Here is a 14,593-nt window from a genome sequence, read left to right on the forward strand (position 1 = left end):
CCCTGCCCAAAAAGCGCGACTACCCACAGCTTTGCCCCCCATGCCGCCTTGTCGCGCGGCCTGCTTGGCGGCTAGGCTTGGGCCATGGTCGAAATCGCCCCCTCCGCTTCGCCCGAACCCCGCATCTTCACCGCCGCTTTGGTGGTCATCGGGGACGAAATCCTGTCCGGCCGCACGCAGGACAAGAATATCGCGCAGATTTCCAGCTGGCTGGGGGTGCAGGGCATCCGCCTGAAGGAAGTGCGCGTGGTGGCGGATGAGTTTCCCGCCATTATCGAAGCGGTCAACGCGCTGCGGGTGAAGCATGATTATCTGTTCACCACCGGCGGTATTGGCCCCACCCATGATGACATCACCGTGGACGCCATTGCGCAAGCCTTGGGCGTGCCTGTGGTGGTCCATCCCGAAGCCCGACAGATTCTGGCCGATTACTACGCCTCACGCGGCAGTGAATTGACTGAAATGCGCCTGCGCATGGCCCGCGTGCCCGAAGGTGCAGACCTGATCCCCAACCGCTATTCGGGCGCGCCGGGGATTTGCTGGGGCAATATTTTCATCATGGCCGGTGTGCCGATGATTACGGCGGGCATGCTCGACGCGCTGACCGGCACGCTGGAGGGCGGGCTACCCGTGCTATCGGAAACGGTGGGCTGCTGGGTGGGCGAAAGCGAGGTGGCGCAATTGCTGGCCGATACGGAAAAGGCGCATGAAGGGGTATCGATCGGCTCCTATCCCTTTTTCCGCGACGGGCAGACCGGCGCCAATTTCGTGATCCGCTCCACCGATGCCGAACAATTGGCAACTTGCGTCACGGTGCTATCCAGCGCGCTGGAGGCTTTGGGGCGGGAACCGGTGCTGGGCGGCATATGATCGCGGGTTTGCTGCTGCTGGCGGCGCAGGGGGCAAGCCTGAGCGGTTTTGAACAAACTCTGGCCGCGCAGGACAGCGCAACCGCCGCTTTGGGCCAATGGTGCGCGGCGCAGAAACTGGCAGCGGATCCCACCATTACCGCGACGCCGGTGCGGGGTCAGGATGCCCTGCCCCCGCCTGATCTGGACAGCACGTTACAAAGCGAGGATGAACCGGCCTATCGCCATGTCCGCCTGTCCTGCGGCGACAAGGTTCTGTCCGAGGCGCATAACTGGTATCTGCCGAAAAGGATGACGCCAGAAATGGTGCGCGTGCTGGACAGCACCGACACGCCCTTTGGCAAAGTGGCTGCGCCTTTGCGCTTCACCCGCGAGCGTATGGCGGCCCTGCGCGGCGCGGCACCATCTTGTCCGGCGGGCACCATCCTGTCGCATCGCGCCCTGCTGCGCCTGCCATCGGGCGCGCCGCTGGCTCTGGTGCTGGAATGCTATACTGCCGCCAATTTGGCGCATTAGTGCCAAATCCCCCCTTGCGTGGCAAAGGCTTGAGGCTTAGCCATAAAGCATGACAGAGGCCCAATCCCTTGCCGGTCGGCTGTTGCTGGCCATGCCGGGCATGCCCGATGCCCGCTTTGATGGCGCGGCGATCGCCCTATGCATCCATGATGATCAAGGCGCGCTGGGCGTGGGCATCACCGATGTGCTCGATCGCGTCACCCTCTATGACCTGCTGGACGATCTGGACATTCCGCGCGGCGTGGCCCCCGATTGCGATGTCCATTACGGCGGGCCTGTGGAAACCCAGCGCGGCTTTGTGCTGCACAGCCCCGACTGGACCAGCGAAGGCACGCTGGAAGTCAGCCCGCAATGGTCCTTGACCGGCAGCCGCGACATTCTGGTCGCCATTGCCGAAGGAACAGGACCACGGCACTGGCTGGTGGCATTGGGCTATGCCGGATGGGGTCCGGCGCAACTGGATGGTGAAATGCGCAGCCATGGCTGGTACGCCGCCGATGGCCGCGCACAGATCCTGTTCAACACGCCCTATACCAAACGATGGCAGGCAGCATGGCGGGCGGAAGGCATTGACCCCAGTCATTTGACGAATGTGACAGGCCGCGCCTAGCCCCCCTTGCGGCGCACTGTCTTATCTCTATAATACAGATATCCACCGCCGCTTGTCTGCGGCCCGAATGCGGAACCTGATGTAGCATGGCCAGCACGCCCACCCAGCTCAACGCCCCCACCCTGACGCTGACCCCGCCCGAGCCGGTGCCGGTGGTCGCACCCGCGCAGGCCGCAGGACTGGTGCCTCTGGCGCCGGAACAGCGCGGGGAACTGGACCAGAAGGTGGACAGCTTTGTGTCCGACCTGATCGCGCAAGACACCAATTCGCCCGAATTTGGCAAGCGCGTGGACCAATTGACCAATATGGGCCGCAAGGAAATCGCGGCGGCGGCGGGGATGTCCAACCGCTTCCTCGATCGTCCCGTACGCGCGATGGACAAAGATAGCGGCGTAGGCGCCAGCCTGACGGAATTGCGCCGCACGGTGGAAAGCCTTGACCCTTCCGCATCGGGCGCGATGAAGCCGCGCAAGCTGTTCGGCCTCATCCCTTTCGGCAATCCGATGCAGAAATATTTCGACGGCTACACCTCGGCGCAGGGCCATATCAAAGGCATTCTGGACACGCTGGCGCGCGGCAAGGACGAATTGTTGATGGACAATGCCGCCATCGATGTCGAACGCACCAAGCTGTGGGAGGCGATGGGCAAGCTGGAGCAGATGATCCATATCTCCAAGACGCTGGACGAGCGTCTGGAGGAAGTGGCCGCCGATCTGGACATTTCCGATCCGGCCAAGGCCAAGGCCATCCGTGAAAGCGCCTTGTTCTACACCCGCCAGCGTTCGCAGGATCTGCTGACGCAAATGGCGGTGACGGTGCAGGGCTATCTAGCGCTAGATCTGGTGAAGAAGAACAATGTGGAACTGGTCAAAGGCGTCGAACGCGCCAGCACCACCACCATTGCCGCCCTGCGCACCGCTGTAACCGTGGCGCAGGCGCTGACCAACCAAAGGCTGGTGCTGGAGCAGATCACGGCTCTGAACACCACCACGGCGAACATTATCGATTCGACCAGCAGCCTGTTGAAAGAACAATCGAGCCGCATCCATGAACAGGCCGCCGCCAGCACCATTCCGGTGGAGACTTTACAGCGCGCCTTCCAGAATATTTACGACACGATGGACAGCATTGACACGTTCAAGCTTAAAGCGCTGGATTCGATGAAGCAGACCGTCACCACCCTGTCGGCCGAGGTGGAAAAGTCCAAGGGCTATATCGCGCGGGCACAGGGGCAGAGCGAGGCGCAGGTCGCCTCCAACGCGCCCAGCCTGCTCAGCCTTGAAGGCTAAGCCATGAGCCAGTCGCCCGCGCAAAACAGCGATGCCATTCTGGCCGCTGCCAAGGCCTCGCTGCAACACCAGCGCGCCGGTGGGCGGCGTAGCAGCGGGCCGATTGGCCAGCGCTCCGCCGCGCTGCACCGTGCGGGGCAGAAGCGCAAGGCGGCCAAGCTGTTCTTGACGCTGGCGGCAAGCGCTTTGGCGCTGATCCTGGTGATGACGCTGGTGAAGGGCGCGCTGTCCCTGCTGGGTATGATGGGCGGCGGTGTGGCGCTGGTGGTGGCCTTGGTGGCAGGCGTGGTGATGATCGGCCTGCGCGGTAAGGACGCGCTGACCATCCCCACGCTGGACAGTTTGCGCGCCAGCCCTCCGCGCGAACTCGTGGGCCAAACGCAATTATGGCTGGAGGCCCAGCGCCCCGCCCTGCCCGCGCCTGCGCTGGATCTGGTGGGCCAGATCGGCAACCAACTTGATGCACTGGCCACCCAACTGGATCGTGTGGATGGCGATGCGCCTGCCTTGGGACAAGTGCGGCAATTGGTGGGCGAACATCTGCCCAATCTGGTCAATGCCTATACGGCCATCCCCCCCGCCCTGCGCGGCGAAGCTCATGCTGGCCAAAGCCCCGACCAGCAATTGGCCGAGAGCCTTGGCATGATCAGCGGCGAGATCAACAGCGTCACCCGCCAATTGGCCGAGGGCAAACTGGACGCACTGGCAGTTCAGAACCGCTTTCTGGGCTATAAATATGGTGGTGAGACCGGCGAGGCCTAAGCCTCGCGGCGCTCTTCCAGCCACGGAAACAGGCGTAAGGCGGTAAAGATAACCACCGGCCACAGGAAAGTGGCGACCAGATCCCAGCAAGTGCTGCGCAAGGTCCAGCCCACCGCATGCAGGAAATCCACCAGTTCATTCGCGCCTTCAAAGGCCAGCAACACCAACAGCGGTAACCAGGACGATAGCGGCCGCCGCAAGATCAGTGCTGCGCCCAGCCAGATCGCCAATCCGAAATAGGTGTGCAGGAATTTATCGGGATGCTGGGGCGCATGGGCCATCAACCATCGGACATTTTTCTCATAAAAAGCAACGAATTGCATAGCACGGCATCCCGATAAATGGCCCGCAAAACCATGCATGACACGAGAGCATGGGGCAAACCCAAAATCACCCGCCCAACAAAAAAGCCGAAGAGGTTTCCCTCTCCGGCCTTTTTGTTGGGCTCAGCCTAGGCTGGGGCAGATTAGCTGCCGTAAACCTGAGCGGAGTCGACCTTCAGGCCGGGGCCCATCGAGCTCGACAGACCAACCTTGCGGACATACTTGCCCTTGGCGCCAGCAGGCTTTGCCTTCACAATGGCGTCAACGAAAGCGTCAAAGTTGGCGCGCAGCTGTTCGTTCGAGAACGACAGCTTGCCGATGCCGCCATGGATGATGCCAGCCTTTTCAACGCGGAACTCGATCTGGCCAGCCTTGGCAGCCTTCACAGCGTCAGCAACGTTGGGGGTCACGGTGCCCAGCTTGGGGTTCGGCATCAGACCCTTGGGGCCCAGCAGCTTACCCAGACGGCCAACGATGCCCATCATGTCGGGGGTGGCGATCACGCGACCGTAGTCGAGGTTGCCAGCCTGCATGTCTTCCAGCAGGTCTTCCGCGCCCACGCGGTCAGCGCCAGCGGCCAGAGCGGCTTCGGCCTTGTCGCCACGGGCAAACACAGCGACCTTCACGTCCTTGCCGGTACCAGCGGGCAGGGTGACCATGCCACGGACCATCTGGTCAGCGTGACGGGGGTCAACGCCCAGGTTCAGCGAGACTTCGAGGCTCTCGTCGAACTTGGCGCTCTTGAGGTCCTTGAGCAGCTGGATGGCTTCATCCACGCCGTAAAGCTTCTGGTTGTCGCCCAGCTTTTCGGCCAGCGACTTCTGCTTCTTGGTCAGCTTGGTCATCGGATTAGCCCTCCACAACCTGAATGCCCATCGAGCGGGCCGAACCTGCGATGATCTTGACGGCAGCGTCCAGATCGTTGGCGTTCAGATCCTTCATCTTCAACTGGGCGATTTCGGCCAGCTGAGCGGTGGTGATCTTGCCAGCCGAATCCTTGCCAGGAGCCTTCGAGCCCGACTTCAGGCCCAGCGCCTTCTTGATGAAGAAGGTTGCAGGGGGGGTCTTGGTGACGAACGAGAAAGACTTGTCCGAATAAACCGTGATCACGGTCGGCAGCGGGGTGCCGGGTTCAACGCCCTGCGTAGCGGCGTTGAATTCCTTACAGAAACCCATGATGTTAACGCCGCGCTGACCCAGAGCCGGACCGATTGGCGGGCTGGGCTTGGCTTGGCCAGCTGCGATCTGCAGCTTGATGTAACCGTCAATTTTCTTGGCCACGATGGCCTCCTTTCATCCTGTGGGAGCCGGCAGACCGGCCCTTCAGATCAAGCGGTATAACGACGGGCGTTTGTTGCCATCCCCCCGTCTTCCGCACGGAAATCCAGCGAATCAGGCGAGAAGCCCGTCCGCCGGAAGTGGCGGCTCCTAGTCGATTATCGCCAGAATGCAAGCCTTGTCGCAGAAAGGCTCAGGCCATTTCCAGCAATTGGCCGGTGCGTTCCAGCAAAGTGGCGCAGCGCCGCTCCACCGCTTCATCGTAACGCACCGATGGAATGGCCACAGCCAAAGCCCCCACCACTTCGCCCGCCACAACCACGGCGCGGGCCATGCCTTCGATCCCCACCGAATATTCGCTGTGGGTGCGCGCCAGACCCGATTGGCGAATGCGGGCGATTTCCACCCGCAAGGCCGCCGGTTCGACCAAAGTGGCCTCGGTAAAGCGCTCTCGGCGCGTTTCGGCCAGATAGCGTTCAAATTCCTCGACAGGTAGGGCGGCCAGAATAGCCTTGCCCGCCGCCAGCCCATGCAGCGGCATGCGCGTGCCCACCGCCAGAGCATAGCGCAGGGCGTGGTCACTGCTCTCGGTCACCAACGTAAGCACTTGCCAACCTTCGCGCACGAAGAAAGAGGCCGTCTCATTCGCCTGCACCCGCAAGGCCTTCACCAAAGGCGCCACCCGTTCCTCAAGGCTGGGCTCGCTGCGGGCCTGCAGGCGGTGCAGGCCCGCGCCGGGCAGATAGAACCGCCCCTCGCGCACCAGATAGGATCGCTCCACCAAGGTCGCCAGCAGATAGGACAGGCTGGACACCGGAATGGACAGGGCAGAGGCAATCTCCTGCGCCACGCAAGGCCCACCGCGCGCCACGACATATTCGATAATGTCCAGCGTGCGCATCGCCGATTTAACGTGGGAGGATGTGTTGCTCTCTGCCATATCCTGTGGCCTTACAACCGAGCGGCGGCGATGTCTGCCCCCTGCCGCAGGCTGCGCAGCTTCTTCCAGGTCACATCGGGGTCGATCTTGCCATAACCTGCAAAAGTGCCAAAACCGCAATCGGTGCTGGCCACCACGCGATCGGCGCCCACAATCCCTGCAAAACGCTCGATCCTTTGCGCGATCAATTCGGGATGCTCGACATAGTTGGAGCAAGTGTCGATCAGGCCGGGGGCAAGCACCTTGTGATCGGGGATCTTTGCGTCGGCCCAGACCTTCCATTCATGCTCGTGGCGCGGATTGGCCGCCTCGAAAAGGATGGTGGCAGGGCGAGCCTTCAGGATGATGTCCACCACGCGCTCCAGCGGGATGTCGTGGTCATGCGGGCCTTCATAATTGCCCCAGCAAATATGCATCCGCATCCGTTCGGGCGGAATATTGGCGGTGGCCGCGTTCAAGGCCGCCACATTCTCTTCGGCCACTTTCAGGAATTCCGCTTCGGTCAAATCCTGATAGCCGGTGTGGCGGCTCATCGCCAGATCGGGGCAATCGAGTTGCAGATAGAAGCCTGCATCAACAATGGCTTCATATTCCGTCCGCATCGCCTCGGCCAGATCGGCCAGATAGGCTTCGTGGCTGGGGTAATATTGGTTCACCTGAAAAGCAGTGATCAGGCCCGGCGAGGCCGCATTCATAAACCCCTGCGTATCGGGCTTGGCATGCTTGGCCAGTGCCGCCTTGAAACGGCGGATGTCGTCATGCAGCGGGTCCAGATTGACCAGCTTGATCGGCCCCACGCAGCTGGCGCGGACAAAATCCTGACTGCCCATCATCGCCGACAATTTCTTCACCAGCGCGGGGTGCTCGGCCAGATCCAACGCCGATTTGCGGTCCACATGGCCGCCAAAGCCGGACAGGCGCTCGATCATATAGGTCGAATAGCCGATCTTGCCCATCTCGCCATCCGAGACGATATCCACCCCGTTTTCAACCTGATGGCGCACCGCCTCATCGACAGCCACCGCCACCTTGGCGTCAAACTCGCCCGCATCAAACGGATCGCCATGGTCGCGCGCGATCAGCAAAGGCGTCAGTTCTTCCCCGCGCGGCATGGAGCCTACATGGGTGGTGGCAATCTTGGGCATCGATCTCTCCTGTGACGCGGCTATAGCGCTCTCAATTTCTTCTATCTGAAATTATCGGATAGGTGAAGGCTCGACAGTCACCCCGCCATCACCACCACCGGCTTGACCACCGCCCCGCTCTCGCCCGCCTCGATGGCATCGTTGATCTGTTCAAAAGGAAAGGTCTGGATCAACCGGTCATAGGGAAAGCGGCCCGCCAGATGATGCTCGATCAATTCGGGCAGGAAGCCGAACAAATCGCTATCCCCGCCCAGAATGCCCTTCACCGTGCGTCCGCCGCCCATAAAGGCGGTTTCGTTAAAGCTGAGCATAGCCTCCGGATCGCTGGCCCCCACAATGCCCAGCACCCCGCGCGGGGCCAGCAAGGCAAAGGCGCTCTCAATGATGCTGGCAAGGCCGGTGTTATCAAAGGCATAGGCCAGACCCTGCGGGCATAGCGCGGCAATCTTGCCAAAGGGATCGTCCCGCCCGTCCAGAGCATGGGTCGCGCCCAGTTCCAGCGCCAGAGCGCGGCGGTTCTCGTGCAGGTCCACCGCGATAATCGGATCGGCCCCGGCAATCCTGGCCGCCATCACCGCCGCCAGCCCCACCGCACCAGCCCCGAAAATGGCCACCGGCAGCCCCGCCTGCACTTTCATGCTGCGCAGGATCGCCCCTGCCCCCGTCATCATGCCGCAGCCCAAAGGCGCCAGCTGCTCCAGCGGCACATGGGCGGCGCTATCGGGCACTTTCACCACATTGCGCGCCGTGGCCAGCGCATAGGTGGCAAAGCTGCTCTGGCCAAAGAAATTGCCATGCACCGCCTCCTCCCCAGCATGCAGGGTAAAGCTGCCATCGGCCCGCGCACCGGCAAAATTATGCGGAAAGAAATTGTAGCAATAGGTGGGCGCATGGGTCTGACAGCATGGGCAGGTGCCGCAGGAGTTAAAGCTCATCAACACCCTGTCGCCTACGGCCAGATGGGTGACATCCGCCCCCACCGCCACCACTTCGCCCGCGCCCTCATGCCCCAGCACCACCGGCAGCGGCGTCGGCAATTGCTGGTCCCGCACCGCCAGATCGGTGTGGCAAATGCCCGAGCCATGGATCTTCACCAGCACCTCATCCGCGCGTGGATCATCCAGCGTCAGATTTTCCAGCGAAAGGGCGCCATGGGCTTGGCGGCAAACGGCGGCGGTGATGGCGGTCGGCATAGGTCATCCTCTCCTGCGCAAGAATTTGTCAGGAATCCTGATTTCTTGCTTTGCGCTTCATATCTATGAAGTTATCACATGGATGACAAAAGATTCGCGGCGCAGCAAGCGCCCATTTGGGAGAGAGATATGAGCGAGCCCACGATTGCCGAACTGGCAACCCGTCTGGAAAAGGTGGAACACGAACTGGCCATCCAGCAGGACATTCACCAGATCCGCCGCATCCAATATACCTACGGCTATTTCATCGATAAATCGCAATATAACGAGGTGGTGGACCTGTTCGCCGAGGATAGCGAGGTCTGGTTCCTCGGCGGCATTTACAAGGGCAAGAAGGGCGTGCGCCGCCTCTATATCGAACGTTTCCAGACCCAGTTCACCCAAGGCCACAATGGCCCGCGCTATGGCTGGCTGCTGGATCATCCCCAGTTGCAAATGGTGATCGACGTAGCGCCCGACCGCAAGACGGCGCAGGTGCGCGGCCGTTCGATGATGCAGGCCGGTCTGCATGAAACCGCCGAGGGTAACCAGCGCGCATGGTGGGAAGGTGGGCTCTACGAAAACGAATATGTGCGTGAGGATGGCGTGTGGAAGATCAAGGCCCTGCGCTATTACCCCTTCTGGCACGGCACTTTCGCCGATGGCTGGGCCAAGACGCCGATCGATTTCCTGCCCAACCCCAAGACCTTCTTCCCCGAAGATCCGCTGGGCCCCGATGCGCCGGTCGAACCCGCGCCGCGCCTGTGGCCGGCCACCGATGTGGTGCCCTTCCACTATCCGCACCCCGTCACCGGCGCGCCGATCATTGCCGACAACAGCCGCGCGCGTGAAGGCTTCAAGGATTGAGTAACCCGCGCTAGAACCCCAACATGACCGATCTGGAACGCATGCTGGCCGAACAGGCCATCGCCCGCCGCATCACGCTCTATGCCGCGCATAATGACGCGGGGCGTTGGGATGATGTGGCGGCCATGTACACCGCCAATGGACGGATGAGCCGCCCCACCGCCCCCGATGCTTTCATCGCGGGGCGGGAGGCCATTCTGGCTGCTTTTCAGGCGCGACCACCACGGGCGACCCGCCATGTGGTGGCCAATATTCTGGTCGATGTGGCCGATGACGGTTTAACCGCCAAGGCCTCCAGCCAGATCATGCTGTTCACCGGCAGCGCTGATCCTGCTGGAAACAATCTGCCCATCGCCTCAGCCAGCCCGCCGCTGGTCGGTTCCTATGCCGACCAATTGGTGCGGGCCGATGGCGTCTGGTTATTTGCCGAAAGGCGCGGCAGTCTGGATTTCCAGCCTGCTGGCTGAACTTTCAGGCGGTTTTCAACGTGCTGACACCGGTCAGCAAGGTCTGCGTCAATTTGCCGATCTGGCTCTCGTCAATCACCTTGCCGTCCTGAGTCAGGCTGACCGATTGCGCGCCTTGCGAACGTGCGTCGGTCAAAGCCTGCCGGATCGTCGCGGCAGAGGATGAATGGACGTTGACCGAGCCTGTCGGCGTCGTGGCTGATACGGCATAGCTCATGAGAGCACCTCCTAATCTATCGCACCGCGACCAAGAACGGGCGAGGTTCAGGAGATTTAAGTGGTTAATATGGACTTAGCCGATAATGCGATGGGACGGTTCAACCGCCGGTAACACCCAGATTGGCCGGACCGAATGCCATGGGCAGCAGTTCGGACAGCTTCATTTCCAGCACGCCATCGGCCGACAGACTCCAGACCACCGGATCGGTGCCGCCCAATTGCGCCAATTCATTGAGCACCTGACGGCAGCGCCCGCAAGGCGTCACCGCGCCGGGGCCCGGCACCGCCACCCCGCCCTCGCCTGCCGCACCGCCCAGCACGGCCACCGCGACCAGACCGCCGCGCGTGCCATCGGCCATCGCCTTGGCCACCGCCACCGTTTCGGCACAGAGCGCCAAGCCATAGGAGGCATTTTCCACATTGGCGCCGGTCACCACACTGCCATCGGCAAAAGCGAGCGCGGCGCCCACATGAAAGCGCGAATAGGGCGCATAGGCCTTGGCAGAGGCGGCCGTTGCGGCGTCGAGCAAATTCTGGCGGTCCATAGGCATCCTTATTGGTGCGGCACTTTATTGATGCACCACGACCCAGCGCAAAGGCTGGTCGCTGGCATTGGTCATCAACGCGCTATTGGCGGTCCACAAGGCCCATGGCCGCCCGCCATAATCGGGCGACACCCGATCCTGCGTCAGCCAGAGCGCACGGTCCAGCGCGCCGGAGATGTGATAGGTGGTTTCAAAATCCGGCCCCAGCTTCAAAATAGCCGACTTGCCACTATGCGCTTCGATCTGGTTGAGGAAGGTCATCAATTCGCTGACCACCGCGGCATCCGACACTTTGACCGGACAATGGTCGGCCAGTTGTTCCAGTTCCACCACCGGCGGCAACAGCTTGCGGTCACGCGGAACCACGGTCACGAAATTGGCCGCCTGCTTGTCCGCCGGTTGGCACGGGTCATATTTGTGCAAGGCGCCCACTTGCAGCCCCGCCGCCTTGGCCGCGTCCAGATTTTTCACCACCGCCGGATCGCGGGCAAAGGCGCTGGCCGAGGCTTCGACATAGACGAAATCGGCGCCCACCGCTTTCAACGCGGTAAAATCCAGATCGCCATCCACCTGCCCCACCAGCGCGCCCTGCACCGGATAGGTGGCGCGCGAAGGCTGCCAATGGCGCACGCTCCACCAGGCATAGGCCCCGCCCAGCACCAGCACGAGAGCCAGAACAGCGGTCCAACGCCAACGCGCCGGAATGCCGCCTTGGCCGCGCGCCTGTTGGCGCGGCGCCTTACGGCTGCGGGTCTTGCGTCGGGACATGGGTCAATCTGCCTTTGGAAACTTCAGGATCAGCACTATCGCGGCCTCAGGCCCGAATATGCAGCACACAAATCAGCGTGAACAGGCGGCGCGCGGTAGCAAAATCGGTTTCCACCTTGCCCTCCAATCGTTCCAGCAACAGTTCGGAAGCACGGTTATGGATACCGCGCCGCGCCATGTCGATGGTTTCAATCTCCTGCGCGGTGGCTTTGCGGATCGCCTGATAATAGCTTTCGCAAATGGCGAAATATTCGCGGATCGGGCGGCGGAACAGGCCAAGGCCCAGCACCAGCGATTCGAGCAATTCACCCTGCCCGTCCGCGCCATTGGAAATATCCATGATTAACCGGCCATCGGACACGCTCAGGCGCAGGCGATAGGGGCCATGAAAGCCCGCCTCCCAAATGCGCAGGGGTTTGAACGTGTTATCCTCGATCAAATCGAACATGGCCACGCGGCGCTCCTGCTCGATATCGGCATTGCGCGAGAGGATGGTCGCTTCATCCAGTTCGATATGAGAGATGCGTGGCTGGTCCATACCTTGCCCCATTTCGCAAATGCGAGCGCCAAGGGCAAGGGGATTGACCCAAAGGCCCAGTGGAATCACTTTAAGGGTCCAGAATCACCCAACACGCAAGTGATCCCCGTTATCCACAGGTCAAGCCCGCGCCAACCCCATTGCGCCCCGCCACGCCGCAGCGCATGAGGGTCTTTCCATGGCCACAGAACCCTTTCACTCCCCCGCCCTTCCGCTTGCCCCTGCCAATGACGCAGGTGCCGCAGGCCAGACCCTGCCCGCCAATATCGAGGCCGAAGCTGCCTTTCTGGGCGCGGTATTGATCGACAATCGCGTGATCGAGGAACTGGCCAAGCCGCTTTCCCCGCACCACTTCTTTGAACCGGTGCATGGCCGCATTTACGAGCGGATCATGCAATTGCTGGAGCGCAAGGCGGTGGTCACGCCGGTCACGCTCAAGCCCTATTTCGAGCAGGACGAGGCAATGCGCGCGCTGGGCGGCCCTGCCTATCTGGCGCGCCTGACCGCCGATGGCCAAGGGCTGATTGCGCCGCGCGTGCTGGCCGAACAGATTTACGATCTGGCGCTGCTGCGCGAATTGGTGCGCGTGGGACGCGATCTGGTGCAGGGCGCGATGGACACCAGCGAGACGGTTGAGCCGCTGGAGCAGATCGAATCCGCCGAAGCCGCACTATATAAGGTGGCCGATGGCGCGGGCGGCGCCAATGAAGCCAAAAGCTTTGGCGAGGCCACCCGCGTGGCGATTGCCAATATTGAAAAGGCCTTCAATTCGGGCGGCCATGTCGCGGGCAAGACCACCGGCCTCGACAGCGTGAACCAGCGCATCGGCGGCCTGCATGATTCCGACCTTATCATTCTGGCCGGACGCCCGGGCATGGGCAAAACCTCGCTGGCCACCAATATCGCCTTTAACGCGGCGGACCGGCTGCTGACCGACCTGTCGATGGGCATTCCGGCGGAAAAGTCGATCGGCGCGGCGGTGGCCTTTTTCAGCCTTGAAATGAGCGCCGACCAGCTGGCCACCCGTATTCTGGCCGAGCAATCGGGCATTTCCTCCAGCGCGCTGCGTATGGGCAAAATCAGCCGCGAGGATTTTCAAGCCCTGTCCTTTGCCTCGCAGCGTCTGGCGCAATTGCCGCTGTATATTGACGATACGCCGGGCCTGACCATTTCGGGCCTGCGCACCCGCGCCCGCCGGTTGAAGCGCCGCCACGGCCTTGGCATGGTCATTGTCGACTACCTCCAGCTCTTGCAGGGCAGCGGCCGCGCCACAGACAATCGCGTGAACGAAATTTCGGAAATCTCGCGCGGGTTGAAAACTTTGGCCAAGGAACTGCATGTTCCGGTGATCGCCCTGTCGCAGCTGTCGCGTGCGGTGGAACAGCGCGAGGACAAGCGCCCCCAGCTGTCCGACCTTCGCGAATCCGGCTCAATCGAACAGGACGCCGATATGGTGTGGTTCGTATTTCGCGAGGATTATTACGTCAAATCGCGCGAACCCAAGGAACCCACCCCCACCGATCCGCCCGCCGTGGTCGAGGCCCATGCCCGCTGGCAGGAGGAAATGGAGCGCGTGTTCGGTCTGGCCGAACTGATTATTGCCAAGCAACGCCATGGCTCCACCGGCAAGGTACGGATGCGCTTTGAAGCCAAGATCACCAAATTCAGCGATCTGGCGCCTGAAGAACTGGCCAATTACGCCTACGAACTGGACGAGTAAGCGCGAGCCTGCGGCGAATCCTTGACTCTGACGCGCCACCCGCCTAGGCGGCATGGTTCGTCAGAGTTTCCCTATTTGCAAACGGAGTGCCCCTATGGCGCGCGTTACTGTCGAAGATTGCGTCGACAAGATCCCCAACCGTTTTGACCTCGTGCTGCTGGCTGCCCAGCGTGCGCGTGAAATCTCGGGCGGTGCGGAACTGACCCTCGAACGCGACCGTGATAAAAATCCGGTGGTGGCCCTGCGCGAAATCGCAGAGGAAACCGTTCGCCCCAAGATCCTGAAGGAATCGCTGATCACCTCGATGCAGCGCGTTCTGCCCGACGATGATGATGAAGTCGATGATATCGGCTCGCTGTCGCAGTCGGCCGAGGCCCTGCGCATCACGGCCGCCGCGCCGGTGCGCAACACCTCGCTGGGTGGCGATTACGAGGGTTAATTAACTCTCCCGCCCAAGCCGGAATAAAGACCCCCGCCCAGTGTAACTGGCGGGGGTTTTTCTTGGGCCTAACGCACATAAAAAAGGCCCCGAAGGTTTCACCCTTCGAGGCCTTTTTGTTGCCGG

General features: G+C 61.8%; 19 protein-coding genes. 9 read left to right on the forward strand and 10 right to left on the reverse strand.

The window, feature by feature from the left end; translation table 11 throughout:
• Positions 1-84: 84 nt before the first annotated feature.
• From EOE18_RS02620 to EOE18_RS02640, 5 genes are all read left to right on the forward strand, one after another.
• On the forward strand, positions 85-870 hold the full coding sequence (locus EOE18_RS02620) for a competence/damage-inducible protein A (protein ID WP_127705960.1): 786 nt from the start codon (positions 85-87) through the stop codon (positions 868-870).
• Positions 867-1,385: a hypothetical protein gene (locus EOE18_RS02625; protein WP_127705962.1), complete on the forward strand. Its 519-nt coding sequence runs from the start codon at positions 867-869 to the stop codon at positions 1,383-1,385. Before EOE18_RS02620 ends, EOE18_RS02625 begins: the two co-directional genes overlap by 4 nt.
• A 49-nt stretch (positions 1,386-1,434) precedes the next feature.
• On the forward strand, positions 1,435-1,995 hold the full coding sequence (locus EOE18_RS02630; protein ID WP_127705964.1) for a YqgE/AlgH family protein: 561 nt from the start codon (positions 1,435-1,437) through the stop codon (positions 1,993-1,995).
• Positions 1,996-2,081: 86 nt separating this feature from the next.
• The gene (locus EOE18_RS02635) at positions 2,082-3,284 is read left to right on the forward strand and encodes a toxic anion resistance protein (RefSeq protein ID WP_127705966.1); all 1,203 of its coding nucleotides are present in this window, start codon (positions 2,082-2,084) and stop codon (positions 3,282-3,284) included.
• A gap of 3 nt (positions 3,285-3,287) precedes the next feature.
• Positions 3,288-4,046: a hypothetical protein gene (locus EOE18_RS02640; RefSeq protein ID WP_127705968.1), complete on the forward strand. Its 759-nt coding sequence runs from the start codon at positions 3,288-3,290 to the stop codon at positions 4,044-4,046.
• Here EOE18_RS02640 and EOE18_RS02645 read toward each other — a convergent pair.
• From EOE18_RS02645 to EOE18_RS02670, 6 genes are all read right to left on the reverse strand, one after another.
• A complete protein-coding gene (locus EOE18_RS02645; RefSeq protein ID WP_127705970.1) occupies positions 4,043-4,369 on the reverse strand; it encodes a hypothetical protein in 327 nt (108 codons plus the stop codon). The genes EOE18_RS02640 and EOE18_RS02645 overlap by 4 nt on opposite strands.
• Before the next feature lie 143 nt (positions 4,370-4,512).
• Positions 4,513-5,214 carry a 50S ribosomal protein L1 gene (gene rplA, locus EOE18_RS02650; protein ID WP_127705972.1) on the reverse strand — a complete coding sequence of 234 codons (702 nt, stop codon included), beginning with the start codon at positions 5,212-5,214 and terminating at the stop codon, positions 4,513-4,515.
• 4 nt (positions 5,215-5,218) lie between these two features.
• A complete protein-coding gene (gene rplK / locus EOE18_RS02655) occupies positions 5,219-5,650 on the reverse strand; it encodes a 50S ribosomal protein L11 (RefSeq protein WP_127705974.1) in 432 nt (143 codons plus the stop codon).
• A gap of 190 nt (positions 5,651-5,840) precedes the next feature.
• Positions 5,841-6,587, reverse strand: coding sequence for an IclR family transcriptional regulator (locus EOE18_RS02660; RefSeq protein WP_127705976.1), 747 nt, complete (start codon positions 6,585-6,587; stop codon positions 5,841-5,843).
• 11 nt (positions 6,588-6,598) lie between these two features.
• On the reverse strand, positions 6,599-7,732 hold the full coding sequence (locus EOE18_RS02665) for a cobalamin-independent methionine synthase II family protein (RefSeq protein WP_127705978.1): 1,134 nt from the start codon (positions 7,730-7,732) through the stop codon (positions 6,599-6,601).
• A 77-nt stretch (positions 7,733-7,809) separates the two neighbouring features.
• Positions 7,810-8,925, reverse strand: coding sequence for an NAD(P)-dependent alcohol dehydrogenase (locus EOE18_RS02670; RefSeq protein WP_127705980.1), 1,116 nt, complete (start codon positions 8,923-8,925; stop codon positions 7,810-7,812).
• A 129-nt stretch (positions 8,926-9,054) separates the two neighbouring features.
• On the opposite strand from EOE18_RS02670, the gene EOE18_RS02675 reads away from it, so the two are divergent.
• Together EOE18_RS02675 and EOE18_RS02680 are read left to right on the forward strand one after the other, a co-directional pair.
• Complete coding sequence (locus EOE18_RS02675; protein WP_127705982.1) at positions 9,055-9,771, forward strand: nuclear transport factor 2 family protein; 717 nt, start codon at positions 9,055-9,057, stop codon at positions 9,769-9,771.
• Between the two features lie 23 nt (positions 9,772-9,794).
• Positions 9,795-10,238, forward strand: coding sequence for a nuclear transport factor 2 family protein (locus EOE18_RS02680; protein WP_127705984.1), 444 nt, complete (start codon positions 9,795-9,797; stop codon positions 10,236-10,238).
• Between the two features lie 4 nt (positions 10,239-10,242).
• Here EOE18_RS02680 and EOE18_RS02685 read toward each other — a convergent pair whose 3' ends face one another.
• From EOE18_RS02685 to EOE18_RS02700, 4 genes are all read right to left on the reverse strand, one after another.
• Complete coding sequence (locus tag EOE18_RS02685) at positions 10,243-10,455, reverse strand: hypothetical protein (protein ID WP_127705986.1); 213 nt, start codon at positions 10,453-10,455, stop codon at positions 10,243-10,245.
• Between the two features lie 100 nt (positions 10,456-10,555).
• Entirely contained in the window at positions 10,556-11,002 is a 447-nt protein-coding gene (locus tag EOE18_RS02690; RefSeq protein WP_127705988.1) for a cytidine deaminase, read from the reverse strand.
• A gap of 24 nt (positions 11,003-11,026) precedes the next feature.
• The gene (locus tag EOE18_RS02695) at positions 11,027-11,770 is read right to left on the reverse strand and encodes a glycoside hydrolase family 25 protein (RefSeq protein WP_127705990.1); all 744 of its coding nucleotides are present in this window, start codon (positions 11,768-11,770) and stop codon (positions 11,027-11,029) included.
• Between the two features lie 46 nt (positions 11,771-11,816).
• The gene (locus tag EOE18_RS02700; protein WP_127705992.1) at positions 11,817-12,308 is read right to left on the reverse strand and encodes a UPF0262 family protein; all 492 of its coding nucleotides are present in this window, start codon (positions 12,306-12,308) and stop codon (positions 11,817-11,819) included.
• A 178-nt stretch (positions 12,309-12,486) separates the two neighbouring features.
• Between EOE18_RS02700 and EOE18_RS02705 the strand changes: the two genes are divergently transcribed.
• The gene (locus tag EOE18_RS02705; RefSeq protein ID WP_127705994.1) at positions 12,487-14,028 is read left to right on the forward strand and encodes a replicative DNA helicase; all 1,542 of its coding nucleotides are present in this window, start codon (positions 12,487-12,489) and stop codon (positions 14,026-14,028) included.
• Between the two features lie 94 nt (positions 14,029-14,122).
• Entirely contained in the window at positions 14,123-14,467 is a 345-nt protein-coding gene (gene rpoZ, locus EOE18_RS02710) for a DNA-directed RNA polymerase subunit omega (protein ID WP_127705996.1), read from the forward strand.
• The last annotated feature ends 126 nt before the right edge of the window (positions 14,468-14,593 follow it).

Origin of the sequence: Novosphingobium umbonatum, from assembly GCF_004005905.1 — a bacterium.
GTDB lineage: Bacteria > Pseudomonadota > Alphaproteobacteria > Sphingomonadales > Sphingomonadaceae > Novosphingobium > Novosphingobium umbonatum.

Excerpts from the sequence above, each read along its gene's own strand:
- EOE18_RS02620 (WP_127705960.1), top strand. The coding sequence starts at position 85 with ATGGTCGAAATCGCCCCCTCCGCTTCGCCCGAACCCCGCATCTTCACC.
- EOE18_RS02625 (WP_127705962.1), top strand. The coding sequence starts at position 867 with ATGATCGCGGGTTTGCTGCTGCTGGCGGCGCAGGGGGCAAGCCTGAGC.
- EOE18_RS02630 (WP_127705964.1), top strand. The coding sequence starts at position 1,435 with ATGACAGAGGCCCAATCCCTTGCCGGTCGGCTGTTGCTGGCCATGCCG.
- EOE18_RS02635 (WP_127705966.1), top strand. The coding sequence starts at position 2,082 with ATGGCCAGCACGCCCACCCAGCTCAACGCCCCCACCCTGACGCTGACC.
- EOE18_RS02640 (WP_127705968.1), top strand. The coding sequence starts at position 3,288 with ATGAGCCAGTCGCCCGCGCAAAACAGCGATGCCATTCTGGCCGCTGCC.
- EOE18_RS02645 (WP_127705970.1), bottom strand. The coding sequence starts at position 4,369 with ATGCAATTCGTTGCTTTTTATGAGAAAAATGTCCGATGGTTGATGGCC.
- rplA (WP_127705972.1), bottom strand. The coding sequence starts at position 5,214 with ATGACCAAGCTGACCAAGAAGCAGAAGTCGCTGGCCGAAAAGCTGGGC.
- EOE18_RS02660 (WP_127705976.1), bottom strand. The coding sequence starts at position 6,587 with ATGGCAGAGAGCAACACATCCTCCCACGTTAAATCGGCGATGCGCACG.
- EOE18_RS02665 (WP_127705978.1), bottom strand. The coding sequence starts at position 7,732 with ATGCCCAAGATTGCCACCACCCATGTAGGCTCCATGCCGCGCGGGGAA.
- EOE18_RS02670 (WP_127705980.1), bottom strand. The coding sequence starts at position 8,925 with ATGCCGACCGCCATCACCGCCGCCGTTTGCCGCCAAGCCCATGGCGCC.
- EOE18_RS02675 (WP_127705982.1), top strand. The coding sequence starts at position 9,055 with ATGAGCGAGCCCACGATTGCCGAACTGGCAACCCGTCTGGAAAAGGTG.
- EOE18_RS02680 (WP_127705984.1), top strand. The coding sequence starts at position 9,795 with ATGACCGATCTGGAACGCATGCTGGCCGAACAGGCCATCGCCCGCCGC.
- EOE18_RS02685 (WP_127705986.1), bottom strand. The coding sequence starts at position 10,455 with ATGAGCTATGCCGTATCAGCCACGACGCCGACAGGCTCGGTCAACGTC.
- EOE18_RS02690 (WP_127705988.1), bottom strand. The coding sequence starts at position 11,002 with ATGGACCGCCAGAATTTGCTCGACGCCGCAACGGCCGCCTCTGCCAAG.
- EOE18_RS02695 (WP_127705990.1), bottom strand. The coding sequence starts at position 11,770 with ATGTCCCGACGCAAGACCCGCAGCCGTAAGGCGCCGCGCCAACAGGCG.
- EOE18_RS02700 (WP_127705992.1), bottom strand. The coding sequence starts at position 12,308 with ATGGACCAGCCACGCATCTCTCATATCGAACTGGATGAAGCGACCATC.
- EOE18_RS02705 (WP_127705994.1), top strand. The coding sequence starts at position 12,487 with ATGGCCACAGAACCCTTTCACTCCCCCGCCCTTCCGCTTGCCCCTGCC.
- rpoZ (WP_127705996.1), top strand. The coding sequence starts at position 14,123 with ATGGCGCGCGTTACTGTCGAAGATTGCGTCGACAAGATCCCCAACCGT.